This is a genomic window from Rhodococcus spelaei, from assembly GCF_006704125.1.
Classification (GTDB): Bacteria; Actinomycetota; Actinomycetes; order Mycobacteriales; family Mycobacteriaceae; genus Rhodococcus_G; species Rhodococcus_G spelaei.
This window is the reverse complement of sequence record NZ_VIGH01000003.1, coordinates 33,384-49,446: the sequence shown is the minus strand read 5'-3', so window position 1 is coordinate 49,446 and position 16,063 is coordinate 33,384. Positions and strand designations below refer to the sequence as shown.

The 16,063-nt window shown below is 69.2% G+C and carries 15 protein-coding genes; 5 read left to right on the top strand and 10 right to left on the bottom strand.

Going from position 1 to position 16,063, the window contains the following annotated elements; translation table 11 throughout:
• The first annotated feature begins 31 nt into the window (after positions 1-31).
• Both FK531_RS06875 and FK531_RS06870 read left to right on the top strand, forming a co-directional pair.
• Positions 32-2,149 carry a membrane dipeptidase gene (locus tag FK531_RS06875; protein ID WP_142096865.1) on the top strand — a complete coding sequence of 706 codons (2,118 nt, stop codon included), beginning with the start codon at positions 32-34 and terminating at the stop codon, positions 2,147-2,149.
• Between the two features lie 77 nt (positions 2,150-2,226).
• On the top strand, positions 2,227-4,266 hold the full coding sequence (locus tag FK531_RS06870) for an elongation factor G-like protein EF-G2 (RefSeq protein ID WP_142096862.1): 2,040 nt from the start codon (positions 2,227-2,229) through the stop codon (positions 4,264-4,266).
• On the opposite strand, the gene FK531_RS06865 is transcribed toward FK531_RS06870, so the two are convergent.
• The 7 genes from FK531_RS06865 to prfB form a co-directional block, all read right to left on the bottom strand.
• Positions 4,267-5,127 carry an EamA family transporter gene (locus FK531_RS06865; protein ID WP_494338129.1) on the bottom strand — a complete coding sequence of 287 codons (861 nt, stop codon included), beginning with the start codon at positions 5,125-5,127 and terminating at the stop codon, positions 4,267-4,269. It lies immediately after the preceding gene.
• On the bottom strand, positions 5,124-5,600 hold the full coding sequence (gene smpB, locus FK531_RS06860) for an SsrA-binding protein SmpB (protein WP_142096856.1): 477 nt from the start codon (positions 5,598-5,600) through the stop codon (positions 5,124-5,126). Before smpB ends, FK531_RS06865 begins: the two co-directional genes overlap by 4 nt.
• 72 nt (positions 5,601-5,672) lie before the next feature.
• A complete protein-coding gene (gene ftsX / locus FK531_RS06855) occupies positions 5,673-6,578 on the bottom strand; it encodes a permease-like cell division protein FtsX (RefSeq protein ID WP_142096852.1) in 906 nt (301 codons plus the stop codon).
• 51 nt (positions 6,579-6,629) lie between these two features.
• On the bottom strand, positions 6,630-7,319 hold the full coding sequence (ftsE, locus tag FK531_RS06850) for a cell division ATP-binding protein FtsE (RefSeq protein WP_142096849.1): 690 nt from the start codon (positions 7,317-7,319) through the stop codon (positions 6,630-6,632).
• Between the two features lie 66 nt (positions 7,320-7,385).
• Positions 7,386-7,793 carry an Rv3103c transmembrane domain-containing protein gene (locus FK531_RS06845; RefSeq protein WP_142096847.1) on the bottom strand — a complete coding sequence of 136 codons (408 nt, stop codon included), beginning with the start codon at positions 7,791-7,793 and terminating at the stop codon, positions 7,386-7,388.
• The gene (locus FK531_RS06840) at positions 7,790-8,680 is read right to left on the bottom strand and encodes a mechanosensitive ion channel family protein (protein ID WP_142098111.1); all 891 of its coding nucleotides are present in this window, start codon (positions 8,678-8,680) and stop codon (positions 7,790-7,792) included. The genes FK531_RS06845 and FK531_RS06840 overlap by 4 nt, the downstream gene beginning before the upstream one ends.
• Positions 8,681-8,689: 9 nt before the next feature.
• On the bottom strand, positions 8,690-9,793 hold the full coding sequence (prfB, locus tag FK531_RS06835; RefSeq protein ID WP_142096844.1) for a peptide chain release factor 2: 1,104 nt from the start codon (positions 9,791-9,793) through the stop codon (positions 8,690-8,692).
• A 144-nt stretch (positions 9,794-9,937) separates the two neighbouring features.
• Between prfB and FK531_RS06830 the strand changes: the two genes are divergently transcribed.
• Both FK531_RS06830 and hisN read left to right on the top strand, forming a co-directional pair.
• Complete coding sequence (locus FK531_RS06830; RefSeq protein ID WP_142096841.1) at positions 9,938-10,435, top strand: beta-class carbonic anhydrase; 498 nt, start codon at positions 9,938-9,940, stop codon at positions 10,433-10,435.
• A gap of 21 nt (positions 10,436-10,456) precedes the next feature.
• Positions 10,457-11,239, top strand: coding sequence for a histidinol-phosphatase (gene hisN, locus FK531_RS06825; protein WP_142096837.1), 783 nt, complete (start codon positions 10,457-10,459; stop codon positions 11,237-11,239).
• 4 nt (positions 11,240-11,243) lie between these two features.
• Here the strand turns inward: hisN and FK531_RS06820 are convergent, their stop codons facing one another.
• Positions 11,244-12,092 (bottom strand): MerR family transcriptional regulator, encoded by an 849-nt coding sequence (locus tag FK531_RS06820; protein WP_142096834.1) that lies wholly within the window; start codon positions 12,090-12,092, stop codon positions 11,244-11,246.
• Positions 12,093-12,301: 209 nt separating this feature from the next.
• Here FK531_RS06820 and FK531_RS06815 point away from each other — a divergent pair, with 209 nt between their 5' ends.
• Positions 12,302-13,864 (top strand): multicopper oxidase family protein, encoded by a 1,563-nt coding sequence (locus tag FK531_RS06815; RefSeq protein ID WP_246097978.1) that lies wholly within the window; start codon positions 12,302-12,304, stop codon positions 13,862-13,864.
• On the opposite strand, the gene FK531_RS06810 is transcribed toward FK531_RS06815, so the two are convergent.
• Together FK531_RS06810 and FK531_RS06805 are read right to left on the bottom strand one after the other, a co-directional pair.
• Positions 13,861-14,502 (bottom strand): response regulator transcription factor, encoded by a 642-nt coding sequence (locus tag FK531_RS06810; protein WP_142096828.1) that lies wholly within the window; start codon positions 14,500-14,502, stop codon positions 13,861-13,863. The two genes, FK531_RS06815 and FK531_RS06810, sit on opposite strands and share 4 nt — an antisense overlap.
• Positions 14,499-15,698 (bottom strand): sensor histidine kinase, encoded by a 1,200-nt coding sequence (locus FK531_RS06805; RefSeq protein ID WP_246097976.1) that lies wholly within the window; start codon positions 15,696-15,698, stop codon positions 14,499-14,501. Before FK531_RS06805 ends, FK531_RS06810 begins: the two co-directional genes overlap by 4 nt.
• Positions 15,699-16,063: the final 365 nt, after the last annotated feature.

Here is a 16,063-nt window from a genome sequence, read left to right as displayed (position 1 = left end):
TAGTTGTTTCGATGGGGGATCGCGGACACACATGACACCTCTCGCCCGGCGCACCCGCCGCCGTCTCGTGCACGCGCTGTCCCTCTCACTGGCGCTCGTCGTCGCGACCGCCGGAATCGCGGCCTCCGCACCGTCGACCGCCCCGATCGGCCCCGGCGACGACCCGGTCTTCGGCCTTGCGAACGGCTGCTACGCCCTGAAATCCGAGCCCACCGGCAAGTTCGTCCGGCGCGCCGACGCCGGCTACCGCGCCGACGGACCCGCAGTGAGCGACGCCGAACCGTTGCGCATGCACGCCTCCCAGTTGGGCCGGTTCATGTTCTACGGCCCCGGCGGCGACTTGCTCGCCGGCGACGGCACCCAGAAGGTCGTCTCCACTCGCGACGCCACCCCCGCAACCGACTGGACGCTCACCCACACCGACGGCATCTACGCCGTCACCGCGACATCCAACGGCAACCAGCTCACCGCCGGCCCGAACGGGCTGGCATTGAGCAACCCCGGGGTCGACCCGACCGGCGGACGGTTCACCCTCGTCCCGACCGGCGGCTGTGCCGACTTCCCCGACTCCGAGGTGGGCGCCACCGGCACCCCGCTGTCCGGGACCGGCCCGAACGGCGAGGTCCGCGGCTTCATCGACGCACACGTGCACCTGGACGCGAACCTGTTCATCGGCGGCGAGGTGCACTGCGGCAAGCCCTTCGACCCACAGGGCATCACCGTCGCGCTGCGGGACTGCCCGGACCACGGCAGCAACGGCCTGCCCGCGCTGCTCGAGAACGTCATCTCGCACGGCAGCCCGTTCGAGGAGCACGACACCACCGGCTGGCCGACCTTCGCGGACTGGCCCGCGCACGACTCGCTGACCCACGAGCAGACCTACTACAAGTGGGTCGAGCGGGCCTGGCGCGGCGGCCTGCGCATCTTCACCAACCTGCTGGTCAACAACCGGGTGCTGTGCGACGTCTACCCGCTCAAGAACCGCTCCTGTAACGACATGGACACCATCCGCGCCGAGGCCGTCCAGGTCCACGAGATGCAGGACTACATCGACGCCCAGTACGGCGGACCTGGCCGCGGCTGGTTCCGGATAGTCAGCTCCCCCGAACAGGTCCGGCAGGTCGCCGCCGAGGGCAAGCTCGCCGTCACCCTCGGCATCGAGACCTCGGAACCGTTCGGCTGCAAGGTCGTGGGCGACGTCCCGCAGTGCACCGAGGCCGACATCGACCGCGGCCTCGACGAGGTGTACGCGATGGGCGTGCGGCAGATGATCGTCACGCACAAGTTCGACAACGCCTTCGGCGGCGTCCGGTTCGACCCGGCGGTGCAGGGCGTCGCCGTCAACGTCGGCAACTACCTCAGTACCGGGAAGTTCTGGGAAGCCGAGCCCTGCACGGGTGCGGCACACGACAATCCGCTGCTCAGCGTCGGCGACGGTCCGGCCGCGGCACTGTCCGCACTACCCGCGGGCGTCACGACACCGGTGTACCCGAAGGGCCCACTGTGCAACACCCGCGGCCTGACCGCATTGGGCGAGCACATGATTCGCGGGATGATGGACCGCGGCATGATCGTCGACATCGACCACATGAGCGTCAAGACCGCCGAGGACACTCTCAAGATCCTCGAGGACGCGAAGTACTCGGGTGTGGTGTCCAGCCACAGTTGGTCGGACCCGCTGCTCTACCAGCGGGTCTACGCACTCGGCGGGTTCGTCGCGCTGTACGCCAGCCAGCTCGAACCCCAGAAGGCCGAGCCGGGTCAGGACCCGAAGGCGGACCGTGAGCCCGGCTTCGTCGCGGCCTGGCGCAAGGCGCGCGAAGCCCGCAGCGACAAGTACTACTTCGGTTTCGGCTACGGCGCCGACACCAACGGCTTCGGCCCGCAGGCCGCCCCTCGGGACAGCGCCGCAACCGACCCGCTGCAGTACCCGTACACGACGTTCGACGGCGGCACCGTGATGGACCGCCAGCGGACCGGGCAGCGTGTCTTCGACCTCAACAAGGACGGCGTCGCACAGTACGGCCTGATCCCGGACTGGATCGCGGACATGAAGATCGTGGCGGGTGCCGACGGGGACCAGATCATCGAGGACATGAGCCGCGGCGCCGAGGCCTACCTGCAGATGTGGGAGCGCGTCGCCAAGTAGCTCAATCCCCGGTTGCCGTGCTGGTGCGGGCCTAGACTCGACTGACGAGCCGACACCGCAACCGCGAGGAGGCCGACGTGGCCGACCGAACCTCATCCCGTGCGAGCCAGGTCACGCCCGTCACGTCGCCCGAACAGATCCGCAATGTCGTGCTGGTCGGATGCAGCGGCGCGGGCAAGACCACCCTCGCCGAATCTCTCGCCCTGGCCGCCGGCGCGATCGGCAAGGCCGGCCGGGTCGCGGACGGCAACACGGTCTCGGACTACGAGGACATCGAGCACCAGCAGCAGCGGTCGGTGCAGTTGGCGGTGCTACCGCTGGACTGGAACGGTGTCCGGATCAACCTGCTCGACCCGCCCGGACACCCCGACTTCGCCGCGGAACTGCGCGCCGGACTGCATGCCGCCGACTCCGCCGTGTTCGTCGTGTCCGCGACCGACCCGGTCACCGCGCCGACCCGCGCGCTGTGGCGTGAGTGCGCGGCCGCCGGTATCCCGCGGGCCATCGCGGTCGCCAAACTCGACGTCGCCCGGAGCAGTTTCGACGCGATACTCACCGCCTGCCACGACGCGTTCGGTCTCGGCACCGACACCCTGCGACCGGTGTTCCTGCCGGTCTTCGCCGACGGAAGACCGTGCGGTTCGGTCGATCTGCTGACCGGCCGCCGCTACGGCGAGCCCGGCGACGAACCCCAGATCGGCTCCGCCCGCGAGAGCCTGGTCGAGGCAATCTCCGGTCAGGACGACGCCCTGATGGAACGCTTTCTCGCGGGTGAGCAACTCGACAACGACGCCCTGGCCGAGGGACTGCGGCGCGAGATCGTGGACTGCGCACTGCATCCCGCGTTGGCCGTCACCGAGTACGGGGTCGGCGCAGCCGAACTGCTCGACCTCGTCGCCGGCTCGTTCCCCGACCCGACCCACCGCGTCGGTGACGAACCCGCCGCCGACCCGGAGGCCCCGCTGGCGGCGCAGGTCGTCCGCATCACCGGCGACCCCTACGTCGGGCGGATCAGCCTGATCCGGGTGTTCGCGGGCACCCTGCGCCCCGACACCCACGTCCACGTGGTCGGACCGGGCGGCGGCGAGCCCACCGAGGAGCGGATCACGACGCTGAGCGGGCCGTTCGGGAAGCAGCAGCATCCCGTCCCGGAGGCGGTCGCGGGCGACCTGGTCTGCGTCGCGAAGGTCGCCAGCGCACACATCGGGGACACCCTCGCCGACGACGCCGCGGCCGCGCCACTCGACACGTGGCCGCAGCCCGCCGCACTGCTCCCGATCGCCGTCGAGGCACACAGCAAGGCGGACGACGACAAGCTGTCCCAGTCCCTGGCCCGGCTCGTCGCGGAGGACCCGGCGCTGCGCCTCGAGCAGAACCCACAGACCCACCAGATCGTGCTGTGGTGCACCGGCGAGGCGCACGCCGAGGTCACCCTCGACCGGTTGCGCAACCGGCACGGCGTGCACGTCGACACCGCCGAGTACCGGGTCGCGCTGCAGGAGACGTTCGGCGCCAGTGCATCCGGTCACGGCCGGCTGGTCAAACAGTCCGGTGGGCACGGCCAGTACGCCATCTGCGACCTCGAGGTGGAACCGCTGCCGACCGGTGAGGGCTTCGAGTTCGTGGTCCGGGTGGTCGGCGGCTCGGTGCCCAAACACTTCATCCCGTCGGTGGAGAAGGGCGTGCGTACCCAACTTCTGACCGGCGTCGCGACCGGGCACCCGCTCGTCGACGTGCGCGTCACCCTGGTCGACGGCAAGGCCCATTCGGTGGACTCGTCGGACTCCGCGTTCCAGACCGCCGCCGCGCTGGCACTGCGGGACGCCGCCTCGCACACCGACATCCGACTGCTCGAACCGGTGTCGGCGGTGCGGGTGATCCTGCCCGACGACTACCTGGGCGCGGTGATGACCGACCTGTCGGCGCGGCGCGGCCACGTGCTGGGCACCGAGAGCCCTGAGCCCGGACTGGCGCTGCTCCGCGCCGAGGTCCCGGAAATCGAACTGGCCCGCTACCCGGTGGACTTGCGCTCGCTCACGCACGGCACCGCCGAGTTCGCGCGGGCCCACCTGCGCTACGAGCTGATGACGACCGCCGTGGCCGAGCAGTTCATCTAGTCAGGCGACCGCGATCATCGCGACCGCAGCCAGCGCGAGCACCATCCCGACCCGCTGCAGTCGCCCGACCCGCTCACCGAGCACCGTCATCGCCAACAGCACCGTGGCCGCCGGGTACAGCGAACCGATCACGCTGACCAGTGAGAGCAGTCCACCCGAGAAGGCGTACATCATCGCGGCGTTTGCCGTCACGTCCAGGAGAGCGATCCCGAGCGCGAGCCGGATCACCCCGCGCGGCGGGGCGGCGAACTGTCGCGCGGCGAGCGCGACCACCCACACCACGACCGTCGCGGACGCTCTCGACGCCGCCAGCGGCCACAACCCCGACCCGTCCCCGATCTCGTGCAGGCACACGAACGCCAGCGCGAAGGCGAGCCCGGACCCGACCGTCAGCCAGGCCACTCTCGGGGTGAAGTTCACCCGGTGCCCGTCCACCGCCTCGCCCGCGGTCTCTGCGGTCTCCCGGCTGACCATCACCACCGCGACCAACGCCAGCACGACGCCGGCGAGGGCCAGGGGGCCCGGCCGCTCCCCGATCGCGAACCCGACGGCGACCGGGACGCCGGCCACCAGCACCGCCGTCAACGGCGAGACGACGGACATCGGCCCCTCGGCGAGAGCGAGGTAGAACCACCACACCGCGAGACCGCCGGCGACGCCGGAGGCCGCACCCCACAACATCGCGTCGGACGAGAACTCGCCACCCGCCAGCGGCGCGACGGCGAGCACGATCAGCAGCGACACCGGGTAGGAGACGATCACCACCCGCAGGGCAGCCACCCGTCGCGATGCGATGCCACCGACGAAGTCGCTGACCCCGTACCCGACGGCGGCCAGCAGTGCGAGCAGGACCGCGGTCAGCGGCTCATGCCCTTGACCCGCCTACCCAGTTCGCGGGTCACCTCGCGCTCGGCGGTGCGGCGGGCGAGGTCCTGACGCTTGTCGTAGTCCTGCTTGCCCTTGGCCAGAGCGAGTTCGACCTTGACCTTGCCGTCCGAGAAGTACATCGACAGCGGCACCAAGGTCTGGTTGCCCTCGCGGGTCTTGCCGACCAGGTGCTCGATCTCGCGCTTGTGCAGCAACAATTTCCGGGTGCGCCGCGGCGAATGGTTGGTCCAACTGCCCTGCGTGTACTCGGGGATGTGGAGCCCCCTCAGCCACACCTCGCCGTCGTCGACAGTGGCGAACGCGTCGACGAGCGAGGCCTTGCCCTCGCGCAGGCTCTTCACCTCGGTACCGACGAGCGCGATGCCCGCCTCGTAGGTGTCGATGATGGTGTAGTTGTGCCGCGCCTTGCGGTTACTCGCGATGACCTTGCGGCCCTTTTCCTTCACGTCCGGGCCCTTCAGTCCGCTGAGGTGTACAAGAAATGTCCTGTACCTAAGGATAGTTCGACGGGCAACTCGTTATTCCCGCACGTAGAGGCGCAGGGTCACGTACGCGGTCACCGCGGCCATGCCGACGCCGACGAGCGCGAGGAACGGCGAGACCAGGAGCACGTCGCTGTTGGAGATCCGCGCGACGATGTTCGCGTCGTAGACGTCGCTGAGCATGTCGTCGACGAACAACGTCTTCGCGGTGAACAGGCCTGCGACAGCGAGGGCGGCGCCGACCAGAGCGGCCACGACGGCCTCGAGGAGGAACGGCAGTTGGGTGTACCAGCGGGTGGCGCCGACCAGTCGCATGATGCCGACCTCGGTGCGGCGGGTGAAGGCGGCGATCTGGACCATGTTGGCGATCAACAGGATCGACGCGATCGCCTGCACGATCGCGATGGCGAACGCGGCGTTGCGAATACCGTTGAGCACGCTGAAGAGGCGTTCGACCAGGTCGCGCTGGTTGAGCACGCTCTGCACGCCGGGCCGGGTCGCGAACGCGTCGTTGATGACGCCGAAACGCTCCGCATCCGACAGCTTGACCTTGAACGAGGCGGGCAGCGCGTTCGGGCTGACCATCGACGCGAGCTCGGGCTGGTCCTTGAACACCCGGTTCTTGGCGTCCGCGACCGCGTCATCCCGGTTGAGGTACGTCACCGAGACCACCGACGGGGTGTTCTCCAGGTCCGTGCGCAGGCCCTTGCAGATGTCCTGGGTGCAGCCCGGGTCGCCGACCGACACGTCGTCGGTGAGGAAGATCTGCACCTCCACGCGGTCCAGGAAGATCTGCTGCGTCTTGCCCGCCATCTGGACGACGAGCAGGCCGCCGCCGAAGAGGCCGAGCGAGATCGCTGTCGTCAGGATCATCGCGATCGTCATGGTGATGTTGCGGCGCAGGCCGGTGAAAACCTCGCCGAAGATGAAGCTGGCGCGCATCGGAAGTCGTTGTCCTTCGTGTGTCGGGGTGGGACGGCGGGCGGGTTGCGGCTAGCGCCCCACGCCGTACACACCGCGGGCCTCGTCGCGCACCACGCGTCCGAGATCGAGTTCGACCACCCGCCGCCGCATCGAGTCGACGATGTGGTTGTCGTGGGTGGCCATCAACACCGTCGTTCCGGTTCGGTTGATCCGTTCGAGCAGCAACATGATGTCGCCGCTGGTGTCCGGATCCAGGTTTCCGGTCGGCTCGTCGGCGAGCAGGACCAGCGGGCGGTTCACGAACGCCCGCGCGATGGCGACGCGCTGCTGCTCACCGCCGGACAGTTCGCTGGGCAGCCGGTCCGCCTTGCCGGACAGTCCGACGAGGTCGAGCACCTCGGGCACCGTGCGGTCGATCATGTTGCGCGGCTTGCCGATCACCTCGAGGGCGAAGGCGACGTTCTCCGAGACCGTCTTCTGCTGCAGCAGACGGAAGTCCTGGAACACGCATCCGACGGTCTGCCGCAGCTTCGGGATGCGGCGGCCCGAGAGCCGGTTGACGTGGAAGTCTGCGACGTGCACCTCACCCGCGGTCGGGGTCTCCTCCTTGAGGAGCAGGCGCATGAAAGTGGACTTCCCGGACCCGGACGGACCGATGAGAAAGACGAACTCGCCCTTGTCCACCGAGACGCTCACCTTGTCCAGGGCGGGCCGAGACGACGCCTTGTACGACTTCGACACATTCTCCACGCTGATCACGAGGCGCCAGTCTAGCCGTGATCGGACCGTGCCCTGTCTGTAACCGACGGGCCGCAGGCCAGAGCGTTACGGGGTGCTGGTGGTGGCCTCGGTGGTCTGCGGCGTCGACGACTCGACCGCCACACCCGGCGGCAACTCGACCCCGGGCGGAACCACTCCCGGCGGCAGCACGATCAGCGGCGGCGTGGTGACCGTCGGAGTCCCACTCGACTCGGCCGAGGAACTCGGTGTCACGGAGGGCGCGGTCTTCGAGCTCGACGGTGTGGGCGCGGGCGTCTTGGATGCGGGCGGTGGTGCCGGCGCACTCGTCGCCGCCGGGACCGGAGGCTGCTCGGTACCCGTCGTCCCCTCGTTCGGGTTGGCGATGTCGTAGATCACCGCCGTGGCCAGGAACGCGAGCACCAGGAACACCGTCGAGGTCCGCACCCGACCACCGAGGAGCGTGGTCGGCATGGTCCAGCGATGGTCGGTCATCGGTGTTCCTCACCCGGCTGGTCGACCGCGAGTTCCGGACCGACGAAGATTCCGTCGCGACCGAGCGCCGCCGCGACGCGGACCCGCAACTCGCGTCCCACCTGGAACTGCTTCCCCGGCAGGGTGCGGGCAACCATGCGGATGTTCACCGTGTCCACCTCGATGCTCTCCACCCCCATCACCGACGGCTCGTCGAGCAGCAGTGGTTCCAGGTCCAGGTCCGCGAACGCCTCGCGACCGACCGTCCGCAGAATGTCGTTGACGTGGTTGATGTCGGCCGACGTCGGCACCGGCACGTCGACGACCGCCCGTGCCCAGTCCTTCGACAGGTTGACCACCTTGACGATCTGGCCGTTCGGGATGGTGATGACCTCGCCGTCGGAGGACCGCAGCCGGGTCACCCGGAGCGTGACGTCCTCGACGGTGCCGAGGGCCGACTCCCCCGCCCCGACCGCCATGATGGAGACGACGTCGCCGAACCCGTACTGCCGCTCGGTGATGATGAAGAACCCGGCCAGGATGTCCTGCACCACCCGCTGGGCGCCGAAACCGAGTGCCGCGCCGAGCACGGTGGCGGGCGCGACCAGGCTGCTGACCGCGAAGCCGAGCCGCTGCAGCACCTCGATGGTCACCAGCACGTAGACGATCGTGATGAGCACCCAGGTGATCACCTGGGCCAGGGCGTGCCGGTGCTTGGTCGCTTCCGACCGGACCAGCGCGTCACCCTCCTGGTAGTTCAGGTCGATCCGGTCGGTGATCCGGTTCCCGACCCAACTGAGGAAGCGCGCGACGATCAGCCCGCCGAGCACGTACAGGACGATCTCGAGGCCGCTCGTCTTCGCCCAGTGGCTGAAGCCGCCGGTGCTGGTGCCGAAGTCGAGAGCCAGCGAGAGCACCTAGTCCTGCTCTCCGCGCATCCGCCAGCGGATGCCGGATTCGATGAATCCGTCCAGGTCGCCGTCGAGCACCGCGGACGGGTTGTTGACCTCGTACTCGGTCCGCAGGTCCTTGACCATCTGGTACGGGTGCAGCACGTAGGAGCGCATCTGGTTACCCCAGGAGCTGCCGCCGTCGCCCTTGAGCGCGTCCATCTCGGCGCGCTCCTCCTGGCGCTTGCGCTCGAGCAGCTTGGCCTGCAGCACCCGCATCGCCGACACCTTGTTCTGCAGCTGCGACTTCTCGTTCTGACAGGTCACCACGATGCCTGTCGGCACGTGCGTCAGGCGCACGGCGGAGTCCGTGGTGTTGACGGACTGCCCGCCGGGACCGGACGAGCGGTACACGTCGACGCGGACGTCGTTCTCGTCGACGTCGATGTGGTCGGTGGTCTCGACGACCGGCAGCACCTCGACCTCGGCGAAGGAGGTCTGGCGGCGGCCCTGGTTGTCGAACGGGCTGATTCGCACCAGCCGGTGCGTACCCATCTCGATCGAGAGGGTGCCGTACGCGTAGGGCGCCTTGACCGCGAAGGTCGCGGACTTGATGCCTGCCTCCTCGGCGTAGGACGTGTCGTAGACCTCGACGCCGTAACCGTGCTTCTCCGCCCAGCGGATGTACATGCGCATCAACATCTCGGCCCAGTCCGCCGCGTCGACACCGCCCGCACCCGAGCGGATGTTGACCAGCGCGTCACGCGGGTCGTACTCACCCGAGAGCATGGTCTTGACTTCCATCGCCTCGATGTCGGTGCGCAGACTGGTCCGCTCGGCGTCGGCGTCGGCCACCGCGTCGGCGCCCTCTTCCTCGGCGAGTTCGTAGAGCACGGACATGTCGTCGAGTCGCGAGCGCAGGTCCACGACGCGCCGCAGTTCGGCCTGCGCGTGCGAGAGCGCGCTGGTGACCTGCTGGGCGTGGTCCTGGTTGTTCCACAGATCCGGATCCGCCGCCTGGTGCTCGAGCTCGTCGATGCGGCGGCGCAACTCCTCGACGTCCAACACCGCCTCGACGGTCGTCAGAGTGGTGTCGAGCTCGGCGAGGTCAGCGGAAACGTCGGGATGCACAAGAGTCAAGGTTACCGGGTCCGCCGCCCGTTCCAGGTCACGCCCGCACGCAGCCGGTCATTGCGATCGCCGGGAGCCGAAACCTTGCCCGACCGGGCGTACCCGCGTTGCATGGGGGCACGACCGATCGGACGGAGCCGACCCATGAGCGTGACCGACGAATACCTGCGCAACAACGCCGAGTACGTCAAGACCTTCTCCGGCCCGCTGCCGCTGCCGCCGAGCCGGCACGTGGCGGTGCTCGCCTGTATGGACGCGCGACTCGACGTGTACCGGATCCTCGGACTGCGCGAGGGCGACGCCCACGTGATCCGCAACGCCGGGGGCGTGGTCACCGACGACGAGATCCGGTCGCTCGCGATCAGCCAGCGACTGCTCGGCACCACCGAGATCATCCTGATCCACCACACTGACTGCGGCATGCTGACGTTCACCGACGACGACTTCAAGCGCTCGATCCAGGAGGACACCGGTATCAAGCCGGCATGGGCGGCGGAGGCGTTCGTCGACCTCGACGAGGACGTGCGGCAGTCGCTGCGACGCATCGAGGCCAGCCCGTTCGTGACCGCGACGACATCGCTGCGCGGGTTCGTGTTCGACGTCGCGACCGGGGCGCTGCGCGAGGTGCAGGCATCGTCCTGACCGCCGGTAGCCTGTACCCCCGTGACCGATCGCGCAGCCGACCTCGCCCTCGCCCTCCGTATCGCCGACGAAGCCGACGCGATCACAAGGACCCGTTTCGGTGCGCTCGACCTGCGGGTCGACGACAAGCCGGACCTGACTCCGGTCTCCGACGCGGACCTCGCGGTCGAACGTGAAGCCCGCGCGATCCTGACGCGGGAACGCCCGGCCGACGCGGTGCTCGGCGAGGAGTTCGGCGGCGACGTGTCCTTCGCGGGTCGGCAGTGGGTGATCGACCCGATCGACGGCACCAAGAACTTCGTCCGGGGTGTGCCGGTGTGGGCGACGTTGATCGCGTTGCTCGAGGACGGCGTTCCGGTGGTCGGCGTGGTCAGCGCGCCCGCATTGTCCCGGCGCTGGTGGGCGTCCGCGGGCAGCGGCGCCTTCGCCACGTTCGACGGCAGTGCGCCGGCCCGACTGTCCGTCTCCGCGGTCGACCGGCTCGAGTCCGCGAGCCTGAGCTTCTCCAGCCTGAGCGGCTGGCGCGACCTGGGCATCCGGGACGAGTTCCTCGCCCTCACCGACGAGGTGTGGCGCGTACGAGGTTTCGGCGACTTCCTGTCCTACTGCCTGCTGACGGAGGGCGCGCTGGAGATCGCCGCCGAGCCGGAGGTCTCGCTGTGGGACCTGGCCCCGCTGGACCTGCTGGTCCGCGAGGCGGGCGGACGCTTCACCTCGCTCGACGGCCGTCCCGGCCCCCACGGCGGCAGCGCGGTCGCCACCAACGGACTGCTGCACGACGAGGTCCTTCAGCGGTTGCGCTGAGCGGTCAGCGGACCGGCATGTACACCGCCGTACGCACGTCCTGCTCCGGCGTGCTGCTCGGGTCGTCGACGTACACGTTGAAGTGGTGCGTCGTGACGTCGGCCTCGGTGCGCGACGCGGACAGTCCGTGCTCGGCGAGGAACACCGCGATCGCGTCATGGGCGCGCGGAATCGACTCGGCGAACGCGCCGGTCACGGTGGCTACGACCACACGGCGGGCCGGGACCGTCACGGTCACCAGTGGCTGTTCGGCGCGCGTGCCGTCCGGCACGGTCACGAACACCGATTCGTCGACGTCGGCTTCGAGGAACTCGCCGTCGTGTTCGATGCAGCCGCCGAGCCCTGGCTCGATCCCCTGCTGCTGCAGGGCGGGCAGGAATCGCTGCCACAACTCACCCTCCGCGGCATAGTTCGCGACGGTGCCGCGCAGGCACACCAGGGTGTGCGCGGGCATGTCGGCCAGTTCGACGGTGGTCGTGTCGGCGGTGGTCATGGTGGTCTCCTCTGAGGATTCGTCGAGCATTCGGTCAAGAGCGGCGAGCCGAGTCCGGGCGCGTTCGACCTCTTCCGCCAGGGCGTGTCGCTGGATTCGCAGGGCACGCACGTAGCCGGGGGTGTCAGCGGCGGTGAGCAGTGCCCCGATGGCGGACACCCCGAAGCCGACGTCGCGGAGCCGCCGGACACGGGCGGCGACGGCAGTCTGCTCCGGGCGGTACCGGCGGTAGCCGGTGATCGCGTCGACCGCCGCCGGGACCAGCACGCCGTGCGCGTCGTAGTGGCGCAGCATCCGCACACTGATTCGGGTGGCGGTGGAGAACTCGCCGATGGACATCAACCTGGGGGTGCCGGTCACATCGACGAGTCTGCGGTCTCACACGGTGTGAGAGTCAAGGCTCGCCGTGCCGATCCCGGGGCCATAACACTGTTTGGTCTGCCAGACAAGGGCCCTGTGGAGGAATGCGACGACGGAATCCGCGGCCCGCGGGCGGACGTCCGGGCGGCCGGTTCCGCGAAGACTCGATGTCGTCCCCCGCCACGTCGAAGTCGTCACCGAGGAGCACCGTGAAGCCCCCGTCCACCGCAACGTTGTCCCGCCGAGCCCTGCTGCTCGGGCTGGTCGCCACCCCCATCGTGCTGTCTGCGGGATGCGGTCGCGGACAGTCGAACCCGACCGGCGATGCGGCCACGAGCGGCAGCGCCACCGGTGGCCGCCGGCCACTGCCGGTGCCGCCCCTCGCCAAATCCACCGTCGACTCGTCCGGGGTCCGGCACTTCACCCTCACCGCCGCCGCGGGCACCACCGAGATGCTTCCCGGAACCTCCACGCCGACCTGGGGATTCAATGGTCCGGTGCTCGGCCCGACGATCCGGGCCCGGCGCGGCGAGACGGTCGCGTTCGACATCACCAACGACCTGCCGGAGGCGACGACCGTGCACTGGCACGGGGTGCACGTCCCGGCCCGATTCGACGGCGGACCACACCAGACGATCGAGCCCGGTGCGCGCTGGGAACCGACGTGGACGGTGAACCAGCCGGCGGCGACCCTCTGGTACCACCCGCACCCGCACGGCTCCACCGAGAAGCACGCCTACCGTGGTCTGGCCGGGCTGTTCGTGGTCGACGACGACGAGGCTGATGCCCTCGACCTGCCGAAAACCTATGGTGTCGACGACATCCCATTGATCATCCAGGACCGCCGGTTCACCGCCGACGGCGCGCTCGACGAGTCCGACCCCACCGACGTCGGACTGCTCGGCGACACGATCGTCACGAACGGGATCGCCGGTGCCCACCTGAAGGTGGGCACCGAGAAGGTGCGACTGCGGATCCTCAACGGGTCCGGCGGCCGGATGTACAACCTCGGGTTCGCCGACAACCGCGAGTTCGCGATGATCGCGAGCGACGGCGGCCTGCTAGCGAAGCCGGCGACCATGACGCGGATCGCACTGAGCCCCGGTGAGCGCGCGGAGATCGTGGTCGCGACCGGCGAAAGTCCGGTGCTGCTGCGCGCGTTCGCGTTCGACGACCACGCCGGGGTGGCCGCCGGCGAGGCCGCGAAGTTCGGTCTCGCCGACATCTTCGACATCCTCGAACTGCGCCCCGCCGCGAACCCGGGCCGGTCCGCCGCACTGCCGACGACGCTCGCGACCCTCCCCCGACTCGACCCGTCGGCCGCCGCCGCGCAGCGCCGCTTCGAGTTGCGGTGGTTCATGATCAACGGCGAGCGGATGGACATGAACCGCATCGACTTCACCCCCACCGTGGACAGCACCGAGATCTGGACCGTCCGCAATGTCGACAACTGGCCACACAACTTCCACGTCCACGACACCCAGTTCCGGATCCTCGACATCGACGGGGCGGCGCCGCCGCCGGAACTGTCCGGCTGGAAGGACACCGTGTACGCGCGGCCCGGCGCCACGATCCGGTTGACGCTGCGGTTCAGCGAGTACGCCGACCCGACCTACCCGTACATGTACCACTGCCATCTGATGCTGCACGAGGACCAGGGCATGATGGGCCAGTTCCTCGTTCTCGAACCCGGCCAGCGCCCGGCGCCGATGCCGATGGCCATGCCCCCCATGCAGATGGGCGCGGGCGGGCACGGCGGCCACGGCGGTTAGCGCGCACCGCCCTTGTGCGAGAAGATCGCCAGCCGCACCCGGTTGTCGCAGCCGGTCTTGTCCATCAGGTTCGCGACGTGTGTCTTCACTGTGGTGACGCCGAGGTGCAGGCAGTCGGCGATCTCCTGGTTGCCGAGTCCCTCGCCGACGAGTGCGAGTACCTCGCGTTCCCGCTCGGTCAACCGCACCGCAGGCAGCTCCGATCCCGCCGCCGGGCCGGTGTCGACCGCGCGAGCGACCACACGCCGCAGCACTGTCGGCGAGAACGGCATGTCTCCGTCCACCGTGCGACGGACCGCTCCGAGCAGGTCCGCCGGCGCGGTGTCCTTGACCAGGAAGCCCGCCGCACCCGCGGCGAGCGCGGGATAGAGGTGATCGTCGTCGTCGAAGGTGGTGAGCACCAACACCTTCGACCCGGGTCCCGACGCGTGGATCTGGCGGGTCGCCTCGATCCCGTCGAGCCCCGGCATTCTCAGGTCCATCAGGACCAGGTCCGGCGCCAGCTCCGCGCAGAGCCGGACGGCCTCGGCGCCGTTCGATGCCTCACCGACGACCTCGAGGTCGTCGGTGGACTCGCACAGCATCCTCAGACCAGCCCGGACGAGTCGCTGGTCGTCGGCGATCACGAGCCGGATCATCGGTCGCCGCCCGCGCTCGCGCGCTCGTGGGCGGGCGCGACCGCCACCTCCGGCAACCAGGCGTCCACTTCCCAGCGGGAGCCGGTGGCGCCCACGTCGAGCGTTCCGCCCGCGAGTTCGACCCGCTCGCCCATCCCGAGGATGCCGTGCCCGTCCGGGTTCGACGCTTCATCACCGCGCGCGGTGCTCGTGATCCGCACGGCGATTCCTGCGCTCCGGCGCAGTACGGCCAGGTGCACCTCGCCGGCCGGGTCCCCGTGTTTCATCACGTTGGTCAGCGCCTCCTGCACCACCCGCAGCAGGGTCAGCCGCCCGATCGCGTCCAGTCGACCGAAATCGGGGTCCACCTCCGTGCTGACCACGAAGCCGGCCGCACGGGTTCGCTCGACGGCGGCGTCGACCTCGGTCCGCACCGCGTCCGATTCGACGAGCGCGACCTCACCGAGCGCCGGATCACGCAGCGCCACCAGCAGTCTGCGGATGTCGGACAATGCATCGGAGGCGGTGGCGTGTACGTCGTCGAGCACATCCTGGACGCGCGGGTCGGCATCGGCGAGCACGTGCCGGGCCACCCCGATCCGGAGCACGATCGAGGCCATGTGGTGCGCGACGAGGTCGTGCAGTTCGCGTGCCACCGCGTTGCGTTCGACCACCCGCGCGTGCACCGCCGCCTGCTGTCGGCGCGCCTCGGCCGCGGCCGCCTGCGCGCGGTAGGTCGTCGCGAGGTCGCGCTGTGCGCGCAGGTACAGCCCGAGCAGCAGCGGAAGACCCACGTATGCCGCCGTCTCGACAGCCGTAGCCGCTCGCCAGAAGACCGAGTAGCTGTCGAACCAGAGCCCGGCCAGCACCGCGAGCGCCCAGCACACGGCGGCAGTGACGACGGGTCCAGCCTTTCGTTCACGCATCGTGACCTCGGTCAACGCGATCGCACCCAGGTACGGGACGAGTCCCGACAACCCCCACGAGTGCGCCGCGAACATCGGTACCGCCAGCCCGGAGATCGCGACTGACGCCGGCAGCGGCCACCGGTCGCCCACCAGGAACACCGCCGCGGCGGCCAACCCGAGCAACCAGTAACTCAGCGGTACCCGGTACTCACCCGGATACGTACTCGCCAGCAGCAGAATCGGCACCAGGACCAGCGGCGCGCAGCGCACCAGCAGTCGCGGGTTGCGGGGCGCGCGGATTGCGGTCACCACCCCACGGTAGGTGACGCCCAGTCCGGGAACCTCCTGCTCAGGGAGGAGACAGTGCGGTTTCACCATCGCCAAGCAATGCAATGGCAAAGTTCTCGACCTGTCGCGCGCGAATTTCACGATACGTCTCCATAATTGTCGCGCAGAACGCGCAATTCACGACGAACAGGAGTCGACAATGTCGATTGATCGACACAGTTGTCGCTACCAAAGGCATCACGCTCGCAGGCCTGGCATTCGCGCCGGGACGGTGTGACGTGGGCGTTCCACGGCAGCGCCTTCAATTACGACAAATCGGCAAATTCGCGTGTTCGCCGGCCGCCTTCTTCCACGATCCGCCGATGAATATGGTCTGCGCGTTGCCG

Bases quoted from the DNA above. Each gene is read 5' to 3' on its own strand.
- FK531_RS06875 (WP_142096865.1), top strand. From the start codon at position 32: ATGACACCTCTCGCCCGGCGCACCCGCCGCCGTCTCGTGCACGCGCTG.
- ftsX (WP_142096852.1), bottom strand. From the start codon at position 6,578: ATGCGCGCCAGCTTCATCTTCGGCGAGGTTTTCACCGGCCTGCGCCGC.
- FK531_RS06845 (WP_142096847.1), bottom strand. From the start codon at position 7,793: ATGACCGACCATCGCTGGACCATGCCGACCACGCTCCTCGGTGGTCGG.
- FK531_RS06830 (WP_142096841.1), top strand. From the start codon at position 9,938: ATGAGCGTGACCGACGAATACCTGCGCAACAACGCCGAGTACGTCAAG.
- FK531_RS06810 (WP_142096828.1), bottom strand. From the start codon at position 14,502: ATGATCCGGCTCGTGATCGCCGACGACCAGCGACTCGTCCGGGCTGGT.